At 64.9% G+C, this 18,055-nt stretch carries 16 protein-coding genes and 1 tRNA gene; 12 read left to right on the top strand and 5 right to left on the bottom strand.

Translation table 11 applies throughout. The features are described 5' to 3' along the window. Positions 1–54 precede the first annotated feature (54 nt). Positions 55–708, bottom strand: coding sequence for a 50S ribosomal protein L21 (gene rplU, locus Q0C57_RS10820; RefSeq protein WP_296576176.1), 654 nt, complete (start codon positions 706–708; stop codon positions 55–57). 377 nt (positions 709–1,085) lie between these two features. Here rplU and Q0C57_RS10815 point away from each other — a divergent pair. The 12 genes from Q0C57_RS10815 to Q0C57_RS10760 all read left to right on the top strand — a co-directional run bounded on the left by Q0C57_RS10815 (position 1,086) and on the right by Q0C57_RS10760 (position 12,384). Then, a tRNA-Ser gene (locus Q0C57_RS10815) sits at positions 1,086–1,175 on the top strand. 447 nt (positions 1,176–1,622) lie between these two features. Continuing rightward, complete coding sequence (locus Q0C57_RS10810; RefSeq protein ID WP_296576174.1) at positions 1,623–2,249, top strand: tyrosine-type recombinase/integrase; 627 nt, start codon at positions 1,623–1,625, stop codon at positions 2,247–2,249. A gap of 231 nt (positions 2,250–2,480) precedes the next feature. Beyond that, on the top strand, positions 2,481–2,858 hold the full coding sequence (locus Q0C57_RS10805; protein ID WP_296576171.1) for a hypothetical protein: 378 nt from the start codon (positions 2,481–2,483) through the stop codon (positions 2,856–2,858). Between the two features lie 189 nt (positions 2,859–3,047). Continuing rightward, positions 3,048–4,508 carry a hypothetical protein gene (locus Q0C57_RS10800; RefSeq protein WP_296576169.1) on the top strand — a complete coding sequence of 487 codons (1,461 nt, stop codon included), beginning with the start codon at positions 3,048–3,050 and terminating at the stop codon, positions 4,506–4,508. Positions 4,509–4,576: 68 nt separating this feature from the next. Then, complete coding sequence (locus Q0C57_RS10795) at positions 4,577–4,918, top strand: hypothetical protein (RefSeq protein WP_296576166.1); 342 nt, start codon at positions 4,577–4,579, stop codon at positions 4,916–4,918. A 27-nt stretch (positions 4,919–4,945) separates the two neighbouring features. Next, the gene (locus Q0C57_RS10790) at positions 4,946–5,425 is read left to right on the top strand and encodes a copper chaperone PCu(A)C (protein WP_296576164.1); all 480 of its coding nucleotides are present in this window, start codon (positions 4,946–4,948) and stop codon (positions 5,423–5,425) included. A 668-nt stretch (positions 5,426–6,093) separates the two neighbouring features. Continuing rightward, positions 6,094–6,480, top strand: coding sequence for a hypothetical protein (locus Q0C57_RS10785; protein WP_296576161.1), 387 nt, complete (start codon positions 6,094–6,096; stop codon positions 6,478–6,480). An 82-nt stretch (positions 6,481–6,562) separates the two neighbouring features. Beyond that, the gene (locus Q0C57_RS10780; protein ID WP_296576159.1) at positions 6,563–8,692 is read left to right on the top strand and encodes a TonB-dependent siderophore receptor; all 2,130 of its coding nucleotides are present in this window, start codon (positions 6,563–6,565) and stop codon (positions 8,690–8,692) included. Between the two features lie 11 nt (positions 8,693–8,703). After that, a complete protein-coding gene (locus Q0C57_RS10775) occupies positions 8,704–9,513 on the top strand; it encodes a DJ-1/PfpI family protein (protein ID WP_296576157.1) in 810 nt (269 codons plus the stop codon). Further along, complete coding sequence (locus Q0C57_RS10770; RefSeq protein ID WP_296576152.1) at positions 9,510–10,136, top strand: SCO family protein; 627 nt, start codon at positions 9,510–9,512, stop codon at positions 10,134–10,136. Before Q0C57_RS10775 ends, Q0C57_RS10770 begins: the two co-directional genes overlap by 4 nt. Positions 10,137–10,181: 45 nt before the next feature. Further along, on the top strand, positions 10,182–11,078 hold the full coding sequence (locus Q0C57_RS10765; RefSeq protein WP_296576150.1) for an MbnP family copper-binding protein: 897 nt from the start codon (positions 10,182–10,184) through the stop codon (positions 11,076–11,078). Next, positions 11,032–12,384 (top strand): MbnH family di-heme enzyme, encoded by a 1,353-nt coding sequence (locus Q0C57_RS10760; protein WP_366937824.1) that lies wholly within the window; start codon positions 11,032–11,034, stop codon positions 12,382–12,384. Before Q0C57_RS10765 ends, Q0C57_RS10760 begins: the two co-directional genes overlap by 47 nt. 415 nt (positions 12,385–12,799) lie before the next feature. On the opposite strand, the gene Q0C57_RS10755 is transcribed toward Q0C57_RS10760, so the two are convergent. From Q0C57_RS10755 to Q0C57_RS10740, 4 genes are all read right to left on the bottom strand, one after another. After that, entirely contained in the window at positions 12,800–14,506 is a 1,707-nt protein-coding gene (locus tag Q0C57_RS10755; RefSeq protein WP_296576146.1) for a class I adenylate-forming enzyme family protein, read from the bottom strand. Then, entirely contained in the window at positions 14,506–15,306 is an 801-nt protein-coding gene (locus tag Q0C57_RS10750) for an enoyl-CoA hydratase/isomerase family protein (protein ID WP_296576143.1), read from the bottom strand. Before Q0C57_RS10750 ends, Q0C57_RS10755 begins: the two co-directional genes overlap by 1 nt. 7 nt (positions 15,307–15,313) lie before the next feature. Beyond that, on the bottom strand, positions 15,314–17,032 hold the full coding sequence (locus Q0C57_RS10745) for an ABC transporter permease subunit (protein WP_296576141.1): 1,719 nt from the start codon (positions 17,030–17,032) through the stop codon (positions 15,314–15,316). Next, positions 17,029–18,055: ABC transporter ATP-binding protein (locus tag Q0C57_RS10740; protein ID WP_296576138.1), on the bottom strand; the 1,027-nt coding region annotated here is incomplete at its 5' end. The genes Q0C57_RS10745 and Q0C57_RS10740, both read right to left, overlap by 4 nt.

Here is an 18,055-nt window from a genome sequence, read left to right as displayed (position 1 = left end):
CGTTATGTCTTATAAGACGTCTGATTCACGAAGATGGCAACAGCAGGACGCTGCTTACCAGTCCTCACCGGATTTCTGCTCGGCCTGATCGGCCTTGGCGCGCGGCGGCTTACCCGCCAGCAGCTCCTTGGCCTGCTCGACCCATTCCTCGCGCTTGGCGCGGCCGCGGAGCGCGAGCTCCTGGTCCTTCGCCTCGACGTCGGCATCGGTCCAGGCAGCGATCTGCTCCCAGGTGGTGATGCCGGCAGCACGCAGCTTCTTTTCGATCGTCGGGCCGATGCCGGCGATCAGCGACAGGTTCGACGTGTCCCGGCCACCCTCGGCGGGCATGGCGGCGATGCCCTGCGGCATGGCGGCGGCCGGCTTCCCGGCGGCGGCCTTGGAGGGTTTGGCACCGCCGACGAGGATCTCGGAGATGCGGACGATCGTCAGGTCCTGGCGATGGCCCTTCTTGCGCTTCGAATTCTGGCGGCGGCGCTTGCGGAAGGAGATCGTCTTCGGGCCGCGGGCCTGGCGCACGATCTCGGCGGACACCGAGGCGCCGGCCACGAAGGGCGCGCCGATGGTGGTTCCGGCCTCGCCGCCGAGCATGAGAACTTCGGGGAACACAACCACGTCGCCGGCCTCGGCTTCGAGCTTCTCGATGGTGATCGTGTCGGCGGCGGCAACCTTGTACTGTTTGCCGCCCGTCTTGATGACTGCGTACATCGTCTTCGTCCTTGTCTCGACGGGCCTTGGCGCGCCCCGATGAGGAGCCGGCCGGCCGTCTTCTTGTTTGGTCTTGCCGCTCCCGGAGGCGCGGTGGGTTCAGGCTCCGGACGGGAGGCGGCCCGCATGGGGGACGCTTCCTGTCCGTCCGGAAGGCGGCTCAATGCTGGAAAGACCCGCCCGAGTCAAGGAAAACCCTGCGGCGCCTCGGCTTTTTTGTCGCGCCGGTCGGCGTCCAGGGGCCGCTGGGGCGCCGGCGCGGCGCCGGAAATCTCGGCCGCCGGTGAAACCCGTGCTTGAATGCGCCGTCCCGTTCCGCTATGTCGCGCATCGCTTCAACAGCCGGCGATGGATCTTTCCCTCGCCCATGCGACCGCGGAGAGGTGGCTGAGTGGTTGAAAGCACCGCACTCGAAATGCGGCATACGGGCAACCGTATCGGGGGTTCGAATCCCTCCCTCTCCGCCAATCGTCCTTGAAATCGTTGATGAATTATGGCCGTTGGGAGACTTTCCCCAACGTCTACCCTTACGGGCTTCCGGCGCCGGTCTTGTTCGGCCTCGTCTGCGCTGGTGCCTGCTGACGAGCTGACCGCCCAACTCGCAACAGAAAAGGTTCTCGTCGTTAGCTTGGGCAGCGCGTTCGCTTGCCGGTAGCCTCGGGATCATGGTCGGCTTTTCGGCCCCAAGCGGAAATGGGGAATGTCCGTTTTCGGCTTCGGCGGATCGTTGGGGATGAAGAATTCTGCATGTGTGGCGCGGCCTCAGGTGTAGAGTCACAGCGCCTTAGGGGCGCTGCTGACGGGCTCGCATGGCAAGGCGAGCGAATGTGACGGACAGTTCTCGCCAAGAGGCGCGAAGCTGCTGCGTGGTGGTATGATCTCGACCGGATGCGGCATCCTTTGGAGGATGCGCCATGGAAAGAGAGACATCATCCGAACAGGTTCGGCACGCGTGGAACTCGGGGCGCTTGGTTGGCCCGAAGCCGCCGCTAAAGCCGAAAGACATCTGGGCGATCCGCGCCCAACTCCGACACCAGCACCGCATACGCGATCTCGCGCTGTTCAACCTCGCGATCGACAGCAAGCTGAGGGGTTGCGACTTGGTGCATCTCCGCGTCACTGACGTGGTTCTGGCGGGCAACGTCCGCCCGCGGGCGTCCGTCATGCAAAGCAAGACCGGCCGACCGGTCGTCTTCGAGCTGACCGATGCGTCGCGCGAGTCTGTGTTGGGGTGGCTGCGGCTTCGCCCTCACCGGAATGGCGATTGGCTCTTCCCTAGCCGAAACAGGTCGGGACAGCCCATGACCACCCGACAATACGCGCGGCTGTTGAACGATTGGCTGGGTCTCGCCGGGCTTGATCACTCGCTCTACGGCACGCACAGCCTGCGCCGGACCAAAGTCGCACTGATCTACAAGCGAACCGGTAATCTGCGTGCCTGCCAGCTGTTGCTTGGGCATACAAAGCTGGAGACGACAGTTCGGTACCTCGGAGTTGAGCTGGACGACGCCTTGGAGCTGTCTGAGCAGGTCGATCTATAACGGATCGGCGGCGCGACGTTCGAACGCCGCGCCGCTGCCATCCGGCCGGTGGACCATGCGCCGAAGCGGCGAACATCGGGTAGATGCACGCTCATCGCAATAGTTTGCCTCGGTCGTTTCGGTGACATGCTTGAACAGAGGGAACGGGCGGACTTTCCGTGACGGCTGCCTCGTGTATGATATGTGGAATTGGACGATGCGAGACGGTCTGTGACGATCGCTGGACGCAGGGTGAGCTGGATACTCGCCGCGATTTTCGCGGTGACGAGTGCGCTCGCCACTTTCGGCCACATGCCGATGGTCCGCGCCGCCAACGGTCATTTGGCGACCCTTGCCCAGATTGTTCTCGCCCTACCCGACGGCACGCTGCCAGAGATTTGCGAGACCAACTCCGACGGCACACCAAAGCACTCGGCCGAGACTTCGGCGCATTGCGACCTTTGCAGGCTGATCGAACCCCCAACAGCACCCCTGGCCGCGGCGCCTTCAGCGACCGTCGTTCTAGGAACGATCCGGTTCGCAGCCTTCACCGAGGCGACCCGCGAGGTCATCGCCTTCGTGCGTCCGCCTGGAAGGGCGCCACCGTCTGCAGCGCCCGTACGGGCCTGACTTGTCGGGACGATCCAAGAAAACGGCGTGCACCTGACGCCGCCCTTCCGGTCAGCCCCTGTCGGCTTGCCTCCTCATTATAACCCTCACCCTTCGCGCGCTCCTCGTAAGCGTCGCCGTAACTGCCGTTTCCCGCTCGATCCACTGGGATCGTCGGTCGCAAACCCCTTTCCGGACGGAGACAGAAGTATGGAACGATCCGCCAAGCGACTGATCGCAGGCCTCCTTGCCACGACGGTCCTCACAGGCCCCGCACTGGCACAGCAGGCGCCTCAGCCACGCGACCTCCTGTTTGTTGGCGCGAAGGATGCGCTGGTGACTTATGATCTCGCGACCGGCACCGAAGTGGCCCGCGTGCCGCAATCGGCTGACACGACTGATCTTGCGGTCACTGCCGACGGCCTAGTCCTGGCCAATCACCGCGGCGGCGCCACGGGTAATGGCATAATCGCGGTCGACGCACGCACCGGGCAGGAGATCAAGCGCTTTCCAGCCTCTACGATTGGTGGCGTGCGTCCAGTCCATGCCTACCTGACGCCCGCCCTAGGGGGCCGTCAGTTCTTTATCAGTGTCACCGACGGAAATGCTGGTGCGACCGCACGCGGTGCCGAAGCGATCGATAGTGCGTTGACTGCCATTGACGTAACGCCAGGCTCGCCGACGCGGCTGCAGGTAGTCGGCGAGGTGCGCAAAGGCAATGGCCACGCCAAGCTGGCCTTCTCGCCCGCATCAGGCCGCTTCACCGCGTCCAACATTGCGGATTGTGACGAAGTCCTCGGCGTATACGAGATCAACGGCCAGGGCCGAATGACGCGTATCACGGCGATAGATGCCACCCAACTCGGCTTCGACGGCTCTTCACGCGAGAAGACCTGCGATGCAACCGGGCGCGAAGGCGTGCGGCTTTCGCCGCACGGCGCAACGACAGCGCCAGTGAACGGTCGCCATTTTCACAATCTGAACGGCACTGGCCAGTTCGTGTGGGTGGACGCCGACCTTGCCGAACCGCGCATCGGTGTGATTTCGACCCGCGGAGGCTCCGGCGGAGCCAACATGACAGCGCATCTTTCGGGGCGCGTGGTCTATGGTGCCCAGTTCACGCCGCGTGAGGGCGGGCAAGGCGCCCGTGCTGGCTCAACCTGCCAGATCGGGCAGATCGCAGTGCTCGATCCGGTAGCGAGCGTCATTGCGGCGCAGGTGCCTGTCAAGCTCGACGGGCCCGACTGTACGCGCTCGCTTGCCGGCACGGATGAAGCGCTGGTTCGCCCGGCCTTCAGCGCGCTGTCGGGCGATGGGCGCACGCTCTTCGTAACTCTTGGCACGATGGGCGGGGCGACGCCGCAACAGGCCCGCGAAGCCCGCTCGCGCAAGCTCGTGATGTTTGATGTCTCAGATCCGGCCAATCCACGTCAGCTGCCCTCACTCGACATCGGCGCTTCCAACGGCCACCGCGACTACGCGATCACCGGCGACGGTCGTTTCCTGCTGGTGCCCTCGAACCGCGACCAGAGCGTTGCGGTCGTCGACATGATCGAGCGCCGTGTTGCACGCACCATCAGGGTCGCTGAGGAGCCCAACCGCGTGGCGAGTTTCGGCAGCGCCGGGCCGTCCAAACCGCATGGCCCGGTGCCGCCGGTCCACACGAACTGATCCTCATCATCTCACTCCCGGCCGGCTGCCCCGACCGGGAGACCCTCCACAACGTCAGGGACATCGTCATGCCAAACGCTCTCACCCTCCCGCGCCAAGCGATTCTGCCCTTTGCCCTTCTGGGCGTCATGCTTGCCGTCAGCCCGGCCGGAGCCTGCGACCCCGAGGATCTCTGGGCGGAAATGCGTGCCACTTGCGTCGACTTTGTCACGGCCGCTAGCCAGATGGCACTGCCGGTCCACGCGCGCCTCAACAGCGCCGAGAAGGATGAACTCGGCCGGCTGACCACCGCCGCGCTCAAGGGCTGCGAGGGCCCGAGTTTCGGGGCGGCTGCTCAGGAAACGGCACGTCTCGGCGTGCTGATCGGCCGGCTCGAGGCGCGCCATGGTCTGACCACGGCCGCAAACTGATCCATCCCGTCCCAGGAGAATACGAAAATGGACCGACGCTCCTTATGTCTCGGTAGCCTTTCGCTGGTCGCGACCGGCCCCGCGCTTGCCCATCACGACGTCAAGCTCGGCAAAATTACCATCATCCACACGTGGTCGCGCGCCACCCCAGGCGGCGCGCGCGTGGGCGGCGGCTACATGCGCATCCGAAACGATGGGACCGTTGCCGACCGCTTGGTCGGGGGCACGATGGAGGCGGCTGGCCGCGTCGAGATCCATGAAATGGCTGTGGTCGACGGCATCATGCGCATGCGCGAACTCGCCAATGGGCTCGAGATTCCGGCGCTTGGCAGCGTGGAGCTGAGACCCGGCGGCTTCCACATAATGTTCCTCGATCTCACTCGGCCTCTTCGCCAGGGCGAGAAACTGAAAGGAACGCTGCTCTTCGCCAATGCTGGTGTGGCCAGCGTCGAATATGAGGTCGGCGCGTTGGGCGCAGGGCCCGACGGCCATACACATCGGCATTGAAGCCCGTGGCGATACCCTCGTGAATGCGATGCTCATCCGCACCTGCATCTCCGATGTGTAAGGCGCCCGCATCCTTGTCGAAACGCCAAAGGGTGCAGCCTGGTCGAACCGGGTTCTGTCCCGCGACAATCAAGATGAGGACACGGACTGCCTCGCTCGCCAGTGCTCCGGATTTCCGGAGCGTTTGCCTCACCAGGCCTGTTCTCGACGATGATGCCGGCACCGTCGCAGGCCTGCACTTTCTCGGCGATGGTGCGCACTAGGATGTCAATCCCACCTCCGGCGGGAAAACCGACGACGATCTTCAACGGCCCGCCAGACACCGTAACCGCCACGCCGATCTCCGCCAGCAAGGCGACCATCGCGCCATTCCGAGGCCAAGGCCTGGCTTCTCGATTCTGTATCCAGGCCTCCTGGCGAGCATCTCGACACAGACCCATCGTGAACGAGGGAAACATCATGACGCAGCGGCACACACTTAAGCCCCCATTTTCGCATCAACGCCGCCTCCGCTGATTATGGCGAAGCGACCTCGTAATTGATCTGGACCCTCGCGCTGCGGTTGGAGTCTGGCCTTTCTTGGGCGCTCCTGATGCGCGGGAACGGTCGGACTTTCCGCGGCAGCGTCTTCGTGTATGGTGCCACTCGTTCAAAGGGCGCAACGAATTGTGACGATCGCTGGACGCAGGGTGAGCTGGATACTCGCCGCGGTTTTCGCGGTGACGAGTGCGCTCGCCACGTTCGGCCACATGCCGATGGTCCGCGCCGCCAACGGTCAGTTGGCGACCCTTGCCCAGATTGTCCTCGCCCTGCCCGACGGCACGCTGCCAGAGATTTGCGAGACCAATTCGGACGGCTCGCCGAAGCACTCTGCCGGGACATCGGCGCATTGCGACCTATGCCGGCTGATCGAACCCCCGCCTGCGCCATCGACCCCGGTTCCAACTGCGACCGTCGTCGAAGGAACGATCCGTTTCGCTGCTTTTGTGGAAGCGACCCGAGGAATCATCGCCTTCGTCCGCCCGCCGGGGCGGGCGCCGCCGTTGCGCGGCTGATGTCGCGCCTGGCCTGACCTGACGGTTCGACCGGCGCGCGCCCCTGCGCCCCAGCCGCTCCCCTATTCAGGTTGTTCCGTCCATGTCGTCTATCCTTATGCGCGGCCTTCTGGCCGGCGTCGCCACATGCGCACTCGCCCATATCTCCACCGTCGCCTCGGCCCAGGAGACCACTCCCCTCCCGCAGATCGATGTCGAAGGCGCAAGCCGGAACGTCACGCCCACCACGGCGGGCCCGGTTCAGGGCATTCGGGCCCTTACCACCACCGGAGCCACCCGGACCGAGACGCCGATCGAGCAGGTGCCGAACTCCGTGCAGGTCATTCCGCGCCAGCTGATCGAACAGCAAGGTGCCCTCTCGCAGGCCGAGGTTTTCGCGAATTTCGCCGGCGTGCAATCGCTGCCGACCATCAATTATGGTCAACTTAACCACAAGGCCCGCGGCTTTCCGGCCGAACGGCTGACCGATGGTCTGCCAAACTACTATGATCCGGGCGCGCGAGATCTCCTGGTCAATGTCGAGCGCATCGAGTTGCTACGTGGTCCGCAGGCCCTGCTCTATTCGGGCGGTGCCAACGCCATCGGCGGGGTGCTCAACGTCGTCTCGAAGCTGCCGACCGACCGACGCTTCGCCGAGTTCGGCATCACTATGGGCGGGCGCAGCTACTGGACACCCTGGTTCGACATCAACCAGCCGCTCAACACGGAAGGCACCGTGCTCTTCCGTATCACCGGGCAGATCGAGGGCGCACGCTCCAATATCGAGGTGCTCGACCGCCGCAGTCTGTCGATCAACCCGACGCTGACCTTCACCAACAATGCCGGAACATCGCTGACCATCCAGGGCAGCTATTCCCGGCGCGAGCAGCAGGACTATGCCGGCCTCCCGGCGATCGGAACACTCGACCGCTCGTCAATCTCAATCCGCAACACGCTGTTTCCCAGCAGCCCCACGATCCCGAAGGCCTCATCCGATCTCGCCTCGCTGACGCTGCGCTTCGACCATGCGTTCAACGAGACTTGGTCCACCTTCACCACCGCACGGATCGCAACCTCGGGCTTCAACGAGCCGTCGCAGGGAATCCTCCGCAATACTCCGTCGGCGCCGCCATCGACCTTCGACGTGTACAACCTGCTGATCCGCGAGCGCCTGAACGAGACGAGCTTCAACACCAATCTCGTCGGACGCTTCCAGGCCGGGCCTGCACAACACCGCCTGCTCATCGGTGTCGACTACAACCGCGTCGTCGAGCGCGGCGGCATGTGGGGCGATTACGTCGGCACCCCTGTGGACTTCCTGAACCCTGTCTTTCCCACTTTTGCCGAGAGCGGGCCCTTCTACGGCCCCTATCTGCTCGCCAACAACGCCTATCGGACCATGGGCGCGACACTGCAGTTGCAAACCTCGGTTTGGAACAGGCTGCATCTTCTGGCTGGTGTCCGGATCGCCAATTTGCAGATCAACGACAATGACGTGGCACTCATGAAGACACATGAGTCCAGCACCACGCGGATCCTGCCGCGTCTTGGCGCCGCCTTCGAGATCTTCCAGGGCGTCTCGCTCTTCGCCGGCTATGCCGAAGGCATCAAGCCCGTCACCTTCTATACCGGTATCGACCCAGCAAAACCTGAGGAATCCAAACAGCTCGAGGCAGGCGTGAAGCTTAACCTGCCCTTCGGGTTGTCGGGCACCTTCGCACTGTTCGAATTGCGGCGGCGCAACGTCCCCACGACGGTCGGCTTCTTCGCGGTGCAGACCGGCGAGCAGCGCTCTCGCGGCCTGGAAGCGGATGTGATCTGGCAGCCGAACCGCAACTGGTCGATCCTCGGCAGCTACGCCTATATCGACGCTGCTGTCGTGCGCGACGGCAATACTGCCCTGGTCGGCCAGACCCTGGTCGGCGTGCCACGGCATTCAGGGCGGCTATGGGCGAACTACCGCTTCACTGAGGGCACACTCGACGGGCTGTCGGTAGGGGGCGGGCTCTATGCCGCCTCCGAACAGGTGGTGGAACTCGGCAATGTCTTCAGGACGCCCGCCTTCGTCACCTTCGATGCACGCATCTCCTACCAGTACAGGAACTGGACGGTGGCCCTCGTCGGCAAGAACCTCGCCGACCGCCGCTATTTCATCCCCTATCCCTATCTCTCCGGCCGGGTCGCGCCCGCCGAAGGGCGAACTGCCTATCTCACCGTGTCGACAAAGTTCTGAAGGCCCGGATGATGGACAGACGCGATTTTCTCACGACGGCGTCGGCGGCGATAGCCGCCGGTGCAGCGGCGGCGCCATCAGCCGCGTTGGCGACCGACCATGATCACCCCATGCCGCCCGATTGGGCGGAGATGGCCCGACGCAACGACCAAATCGTGATGGTCGTCTATCCAGGCATGACGGCGCTCGACCTCGTCGGCCCGCAATACATGTTCGCCAACGTGCTCGGCGCCAAGGTCCACCTTGTTGGCAAGGCGCACGAGCCTGTCGCCTGCGACACTGGCTTCTCGATCCTGCCGACCATGACCTTCACCGAGGCCCCAGCCGAACCAGCTGTGCTCTTCGTCCCAGGCGGAACGACCGGAACGCTATCCTTCATCGAGGATGACGAAAGCCTCGGCTTCGTCGCCGACCGCGGGGCACGCGCGACCTATGTCACCAGCGTCTGCACGGGCTCGCTCGTGCTCGCAGCAGCGGGCTTACTCACGGACTATCGGGCCACATCGCATTGGGTGGTGCGCGACCTTTTGCGCCATGGCGGCGCCATCCCGGTCGACCAACGGGTGGTCGTCGATCGCAACCGCGTCACAGGCGCGGGCGTCAGTGCCGGCCTCGACATGGGATTGCACATGGTCGCGCTGATGCGCGGCCCAGATTACGCAAAGGCCTGCCAGTTGCTGGCCGAGTACGATCCCCAACCGCCCTTTGCGGCGGGCACACCCGCCGGTGCAGGGCCGCAGGCTACGAAACTGATGGACGACATGTTCGCCGCCTTCAAGGAGCGGACAGTGGCGGTCCTGCGAGACAGGAGCCGGCGATGACCCAGGTCTTGACGAGCGGCGCACTTCGCACCGTCCGGATGGCGCTCTGGGTTGCCGTCCTGCTTGCCCTCTGCGGGCTCGGGCTGCTGCTATGGCAGAACCGCGGCCTGCCGCTCCCGGGGTCGGTCGAGCCGAGCTACGGCGATATCGGCGGCCCGTTCGAACTGACCGACGAAGACGGCCGGCGCCTCTCCTCGGCGAGCCTTGCGGGCAAGCCTTTCGCCATCTTCTTCGGCTTCACCCAATGCCCCGACGTCTGCCCCACGAGCATGCTCGAAATGACCCATGTCATGAACGGCCTCGGCGAGATGGCGCGGGACTTCCGCGTCTATTTCGTCTCCGTCGACCCCGAGCGTGACACGCCGGACCTGCTCAAGGCCTACACCGATTCCTTCGACCCCCGGATCATCGGTCTGACCGGGACGCCCGAGGAGATCGCAGCCGTGGCTCGGGCCTATCGCGCCTTCTATCGCAAGGTCCCGACCGAAGCCGGCTACACCATGGACCATACGGCGACGATCTACCTGATGAGCGCCGCCGGACGGCTGACCTCTGTGATCTCCTACGGCGAGGCCCAGATCGCCAGCGTCGAAAAGCTTCGGCGCCTGATCCTAGCGCGCTGACCGGATCCCCCGCCCACGCCCGTCACTCCAACGAGAGAGCCCATCATGCGTCACCTCACTTCTGCCCTGCTCGCAGCCGCCATGCTCATCGCGCCGTCGGCGGCCTCTGCGAATGACCGCCAGCCGGTCGCCATCCGCTTCGCCGGCGAGTTCGCCGGCAAGCCCTTCTCCTGCACCGAGCGCTATTCCGGTATCGGGACGACAGGCTCCACGGTCTCCGTCACCGACTATCGCCTTTATGTCTCGGAGGTCGCCCTGCTGCGGGCCGACGGGTCGGCAGTGTTCGTCGACCTCGACCAGGACGGGCGCTGGCAGCACCAGAACGTCGCCCTGCTCGACTTCGAGAACGGTCAGGGGGCCTGCACCAACGGCACAGCGGCGACCAACGACACGATCCGCGGCTCGGTGCCGCGCGGCGACTATGTCGGCCTCGTCCTGACGGTGGGCGTGCCCTTCGCGCTCAACCACGCAGACCCGACCCTCGCCCCGTCGCCCTTGAACCTTACCGCCATGTTCTGGAATTGGCAGGTCGGCTACAAGTTCATCAAGGTCGACCTGTCGACGGCCGGGCAGCCGGTCCGGCAGACCGACGGGGCAGCGGGCCACGGCGGCGCCCCCGCGGCCGCCACGCCGTCGGGCTGGTCCCTGCATCTCGGTTCGACCGTCTGTACGGCGCCGTCACGCACGCAAGCGCCGACGCAGTGCACCCATTCCAACCGGATCGCCGTGCGCTTCGCGCGTTTCGACGCTGCCCGCAATGTCGTTGTCATCGATCCCGCGCGTGTGCTCGCCAAGGCCAATGTCGACACGAACGCCCCCGAGACTCCAGCCGGTTGCATGTCCTTCCCCAACGATGCCGACTGTCTAACCGTGATGGCGGCCATGGGACTTGCCTATGGAGGGCAGCCCGCGGCTGCCCAGGAACTCCTGTCGGTGCGCTGACACCCGTCCCCTTCGACGCCGTGGTCCTCTCCGGAGGGCCACGGCACCGGTCCCGCTCCGAGCCATCATGTTACGAAGCCCCAAGTCTCCGAAGAGAATAACCGCGTCAGCCACTGCACGGGCTTGGCAGGCGAGCGCCTTCCTCGCCGGTGCGCTGGCGATGCTCGCCGTCGGCCTCGCCGCCGGCCGCGCTGCATCGCCTCAGTCCCCGTTCCGATGGGACATCCCCGCCTGGTTACCGCCACCGCCGGTCCCCGCGGACAACCCCATGTCGGCGGAGAAGGTCGCGCTTGGGCGGCACCTCTTCTACGACGCCCGGCTGTCGCGCGACGGGACGCTCGCCTGCGTCTCGTGCCACTTGCCCCAGCATGGTTTTGCCGATCGCCGCCCCCTTGCAGTCGGGGTGGACGGCGAGCGGGCCCATCGCAATGCCATGGGGCTCGCCAATGTCGGCTATCTACCGGTTCTGACCTGGTCGAATCCGAACCTGACCAGCCTGGAATTCCAGGCGCTCATCCCCATTTTCGGCACCCATCCTGAGGAGATGGGAATGGCAGGCCGGGAAGAGACACTTTTCGCGACCCTCAGTGCCGATGCCGACTACCAGCGCCTGTTCCGAGCAGCCTTTCCCGAGCGCGGCGGCGAGATCTCGCTCTTCACGCTGACCCGGGCGCTCGCGGCCTTCCAGCGCACCCTAATCTCGGCCACCAGCCCCTATGACCGCTACAAGTACGGCGGCGACGAGATGGCGCTGTCCGAGCAAGCGAAGCGGGGCGAGGCCCTGTTCTTTGATCATCGGCTGGAATGCTACCACTGCCATTCGGGGTTCAATTTCACCAACACCTGGCAATCCTCGCGCATGCCCTTCCCTGAGGTCGGGTTCCACAACAACGGCCTCTACAATATCGGCGCAGAGGGCGCCTATCCCCGCAGCGCGCCGGGCCTCATCGAACACACCGGCAAAGCCGAGGATATGGGCCGCTTCCGCACGCCCTCGCTCCGCAACGTGGAACTAACCGCGCCCTATATGCATGACGGCTCGATCGCCACACTTGAAGAGGTGGTGCGGCATTACGAGGCCGGCGGACGGCGCGTTCATGCAGGGCCGAACGCTGGCATCGGCGCAGACAGCCCTTTCAAGGATTTCCTCATCCAGGGGTTCCGGCTGGCCGACGAGGAGAGAGCGGATCTCATTGCCTTCCTCAGAAGCCTGACCGATCAGTCCTTCATCGAGAATCGCGCCTTTTCGGACCCCTGGCCTGTCGGTCATCCGGCAACCCAGAAGCGACGGATGTCGAGTGAATGACTGCGGCGGAGGCGCACCGGCTCCAAGATTCAAGTCACTCCGTTGGTCGATCAAATTTGGACGGGCGAGACCCGCGATGGAGATTTCCGTCGAGGTGATGTTTGCGGCCGTGCCAATGGCAAATGGCGGCCAAGAACTGTGCGCGCCACTGCTTAGGACAACTGCATGTGTCTTCAGATAGGTCGCGCCGCAGGCCCGATGGGATTGACGGGCACGGCGCAAGGAGCAGAGAGCCCCCCAACGACCGTGCATGCCATGATCATCATTGCTTCCCGGCCACAGGGGCGGGTGGACGCGCAGTGTCTGCCAATTGGCGCTTCCAGAATGTCCGGCAAGGAGGCGCGAAGGCGACCTCTGCCGTTGACCCGGTCCGACCTGCGGTTCGGCGCCGAGGACCAACAGGCCGGTCGGCCGTCTATTTGCTTTCCGGACCTTTCGCCGTCAGCTGATGGTCGCTCGCGGTGGTCAGAGCGTGAGGACTTTCAGCGTCCCAGGAATCCGCAGTGGGGTCATCGGAGCTGATGAGCTCCCGCTTTTCGATCTTGTTCGAGACGGTCCGCGGAAAGCTGTCGACATATGCATAGAAGCGGGGAACCTTGAAGGTTGCCAGCCGCGTCCGGCAATGGGCCAGCACGGCCTCGGGCGAAAGGGCGCCTCTTGGCAGCCCGCCCTTCAGCTGGATAAGGATCTTCACCTCTTCGCCTCGCCTGGGGTCAGGCACCGGGACGGCCGCGCAATCTTCGACGGCATCCAGCTCGCGCACCACGGCTTCCACCTCCCGAGCCGCGATATTCTCCGAGGAACGGCGGATCATGTCCTTGAGCCGCCCCACGAGCCAGAGAAAGCCGTGTTCGTCCGCCTCGAACAGGTCGCCGGTTCGGAACCACGGTAGCCCGCCATCTTCGGCAGTCCGGAAACTCTCGACATTCGCTTCGGGGCGATTCCAGTAGCCCTTCAGCAGGGAGCGCCCGCGCACCCATAATTCACCCCGCTCTCCGGGCACCACCGGCCGCCCCTCGGCGTCGCGGATCGTGGTTTCGCGGAAGGGAGCGTCGAAGCCGACGCTGCCGGAGTCGTACATCTCGTCCATGGCCGGCGTCATCCAGGTGGCGAGCCCGATCTCGGTCATGCCGAAACCCTCGCGGGCGAGGGCCCCGAAGCGACGCCGGAAGGCCCGGCAGGTTTCGGGGTCCCAGCCGAAGGAGGCCGTCTGTCGAAGGGCGGTTTGGCCGTCATCCGGTGCTTCCGGCTGGCGCGTCATCAGGATGGGAAACTGGCACCAGTCGGCGCGGGTCGCCTTGAGCCAGCCGATGTAGCGGGTTCCTGACAGTTGCGGCGCGATGAACAGGGTGCCGCCGGCAACCATCGTCTTCAGGGACTGCCATTGCGGGTCCATGTAGAAGAACGGCTGTGCCGTCAGAAGCCTCTCGGCCGGCACGGCGTCCCAGTGGAACGCAGTCTGTCCGGTCAGCATCCAGTAGTCGTGGCTGAGCATGCAGCCCTTTGGGAAACCCGTCGTTCCCGACGTGTACTGGATGTTCATCAGATCGTCCGGCATGACGCCCCGATCCGGGATCGACGTATCGGGGCTAGCCGAAACGAGGGCTTCGAAGTCGTGGCACCCGGCCGGCGCGCCATCGAGAACGACGATGCGGTCGTCGGGCAGGGCGGCCGGACGAGGCTCCATTTCCCTGAACGTCTTGACGAATGCGCCATCGACAACGGCCAGGGATGCCCCGGAGTCGGAGGTCACGTAAGCAATCTCGCGCGGGGTATAGCGGGTGTTCACCGGCACGTGGACTGCGCCAAGCTTGGCGAGAGCGAACCAGACGAGCGGATAGTCCAGCCGGTTGGGCAGCATGACCGCCACCCGGTCGCCCTTTCGGACCCCGAGCCCCGCGAGTGCGTGCGCGATCCGGTTGGACCGCCGGTCGGCCCCGGCATAGGTGATCGTCTCTCCGCGGGAGAAAACGTCGAACAGCAGCCTGTCGCCATGGTTCCGGGCGCAGTGTGAAACGAAGGCTCCGATGGTGGTCGTCAGGTAGCCGGCTTCGAGCGCTCGTGTTCGCGCCTTCTCTGCGGCAACTTTGGCGGCGAAGCCCGGTTCTGCCCTGCCTCCCATCACTTGCCCTCCGGTTCGCGGAAAAAGCCGTCATTGCCTGCCGGGCGGTCATAGGCGACGCGCTGGAAGCGAAAGAGAGTGCCGGCGTAGTCAGCGGCCTGCTCTTTGGGCATGTCCATGCAGCGGTTGTAGGCGTCGAGTTCGAGCTGGACCGCTACCGGCGGGTGCCGGGCGATGGCCTCGGCCATGTCCCGCGCCGAAGCCATCAGGTCGTCCTGCGGGACGATCCGGTTGATCATGCGGAACTGGTGGGCCGTGGCTGAATCGATCCGCTGGCCCAGCAACAGCATCTCCATGGCGAGGGCATGGGGAATGTGCCGGCCAAGGCGTGTCATTCCACCCGCGCCGCCCATCCCATAGGCGATCTCCGGGAAGCCGAAGCTGGCCTCGGGCGTTGCCAGGCGCAGATCGGTCAGCAACAGGAGATAGATCAGACCCTGGCCGAGACAGTAGCCGTCGACCGCGCCGATGATCGGCTTGTTGCGCTTCAGCCGCATCACGTCCTGTTCCCAGCCGGGCCGGGTCAGGCCCTTCTCGGGTTCATGCGCATGCGGCGCCAGATGGGCGGCAAGCGCTTCATGTGCGCTGAGGGCGGGAAGTGGCGTCTTGATGTCGTCGCCGGCGCAGAAGCTGCGCCCTTGGCCTCCCGCGAGGATGCCGACACGCATCAGCGGATCGCGCTGGAAGTCGACCAGGGCATCATAGAGCTGCAGATGCATCTCCGGGGTGAAAACATTCACCTTCCCGTTGTCGATGGTGAACGTCGCGATCGGGCCGGACTTTTCGTAGTGGAGAGGCATCAGGAACTCATGTGTTGCGCAAACGTGCCGCGACCAGCACGACGCTGCTCATCAGGAGGAGAACGAGAGTGGAGACGGCGGCCAGCAGCGGAGAGAACCGGAGCGTCGCTTCGTCCCACATCAGTTTCGGGAGGGTCGATTGCAGACCACCCGAGGCGAAAAGGGCGATGTTCAGCTCGTCAAGCGAGACCACGAAGGCAAAGAGCGCGGCAGAGGTCAGGCCTCCGGCGATCAGCGGCAGGGTCACGCGGCGGGCCGTCTGCAGCGGCGACGCCCCGAGTGACGCCGCTGCGAGGTCGAGCCGCTGGTCATAGGTCTTGAGCACCGCGATCACCGCGATGAAGAAGAAGGGCAGAGCGATGACCGCATGTCCGATGACGAGCCCGGCTATCGTGCCGACGAGGCCGAGTTTGGCATAGACCCAGAACAGGGCTACCGCGATCACCACGCGCGGGACAAGCAGCGGTGAGATCATCAGTGCGAAGACGGCGCTCGCGGACCGTCCGGACAGGCGCAGGAAGGCAAAGGCCGCGGGCGTCGCAACGAGGAAGCAGATCAGTGCCGTCAGGAAGGCCACCGCGAAGGAGCGCATGGTGGCCGCGAGCCAGACCGGCGAGGTCAGCGCCTCGCGATACCATCCCAGTCCGATGTCGGTCGGTGGCCAGGACAGGAACGGCCGTCCGGAGAAGGAGACCGGAATCAGAAGCAGCAACGGGGCGATCAGGAACAGGATCACCAGGGCGGCGGCGAACCGGGTGCGATTCGCGACATCCGGTGAAACGGGTGCGGGCCAGTGCAGCAACTCGGCGAGTCGCGCCAGGCCGTCGCCGACGGCGCTGGACAGTCGCACGCCCTGCCGGCCGATCCGCGCGATCAAGCCGCCGGTTGCCGCCCGTGCCTCGCCGGCCAGGGCGGAGAGCCCGAACAGCCGATCGAACACCAAGAAGATCAGCAGGGCACAGCTCAGCAACAGCCAGCACAGAATGGCCGCAAAGGGCCAGTTTGCGAGTTCGATCACCTGCTGGATGATCAATTGCGTGATCATCGTTTCCCGCGCCGAGCCGAGCAGCGCTGGCGCGATGAAGAAGCCCAGTGCAGTGATGAAAACGAGGATGGCGGCGGCGGTGACGCCGGGCATGGAAAGGGGAAGGTAGACACAGAAGAACGCCTGCACGGGCCGTGCGCCGAGTGTTCCGGCAGCTGCGACCAGCGACCGGTCCACCTTCTCCATGACGCCGACCATGGTGAGGATGGCGAAGGGCACCAGGACGTTGGCCATTCCGACAATGACCGCGCCCCAGGTGTAGAGCAGGTCGGCCCGGTCAAATCCCCAGGACCAGAGCGTTGTATTGACCGGGCCCTGCCTGCCCAGCAGCACGATCCAGGCAAATGTGCGCACGAGGAAACTCGACCAGAACGGCAGGAGGACGAAAAGAGCCCAGTAGCCCTTCGACCGCTTGTCAGCCGTCGCTATCACATAGGCGGCGGGATATCCGACGAGAACCGAAAGGAGGGTCACCCAGAAGGATATCTTCACCGACGTCCACATCACCTGCGCATAGGTTCCCGCCGTCCACATGCGGTCGGCGTGGACGAGGGTGAGCCTGCCGTCGCTCGCGGTGAAGCCCTGAAGCAGAAAACCGCCGATCGGCATGATGAAGAAGGCGCCGAGCAGAGCCATCGCCGGGGCGAGCAACAGAACCTGGACCGAGCGCCCCCTGTTCATGCGATGGCCACCGCTGCAAGCGGGACAACATCGATGGCCGGGATCTCGAGTCCCACCTGCTGCCCGGGGGACGGGCAGGTCCCTCCGCCCATGGTCACGACGTTGAGGGTGAGGCCCTCTCCGGCAATGACGGAGATGCGGCGGGTATTGCCGAGGTCGATCACGGTCGCAATCCGGGCGGCGATACCGCCGGAGGCAGCAACAAGGCGAATGCGTTCAGGCCGGATCATCACGCCGACCGGCTCGCCGTCCGCCGGCAGGCGATCGGCATGGGCGGTGGCCAGGGTCAGCCCGCCGACCCGGACGGCTGAATCACGCGCGACACCTTCGAGGATATTGCTGTCGCCGAGGAAAGTGGCCGAGAATCGTGTGGCCGGTCGTTCGTACAGCGCCAGAGGGACATCGAGCTGTTCGACCCTGGCGTTGTTCATCAGGCAGATGCGATCGGAGAGCAGCATCGCTTCCTCCTGATCATGCGTCACATAGACGATCGTCGTTTTCAGCTCACGGTGGATCCGGCGAATCTCAAGCTTCAGTTCGTCGCGCAGCTTCTTGTCGAGGGCGCCCAAAGGCTCGTCCATCAGGACCAGCGACGGCTTGAAGACGATGGCCCGCGCGAAGGCGACGCGCTGCTGCTGTCCGCCGGACAGCTGGCGGGGGAGGCGATCCCTGAGGTGGGGGAGTTGAACGAGATCCAGCGCCTCGGCAACCGCGTTCTCGACTTCCGCGTCCGGCCGCTTCCTCATCCGGAGGGGAAAGGCGATGTTCTCGAAGACCGACAGATGCGGAAACAGCGCGTAGTTCTGGAACACGACGCCGATGTCGCGCCGATAGGCTGGCAAGTGCGTCAGGTCCCGGCCATCGAGCAGCAGGGTTCCACCCGATGGTTCCGTTAGCCCGGCGACTGTGAATCGGCACGCAATATTGACCCCCTGAGCGAGGGGATAGGCGTTCAATTTTGACCCCTTTGGACCATGAGCTTCGCCGTTCATTTTTGAGCGGTGGAGGGGGGATGAAGGGCGT

The sequence above is a fragment of the Phreatobacter sp. genome (assembly GCF_022843985.1).
Classification (GTDB): Bacteria; Pseudomonadota; Alphaproteobacteria; order Rhizobiales; family Phreatobacteraceae; genus Phreatobacter.
The sequence above is the reverse complement of the archived record's forward strand: the minus strand, read 5'-3'. Positions and strand labels throughout refer to the sequence as shown.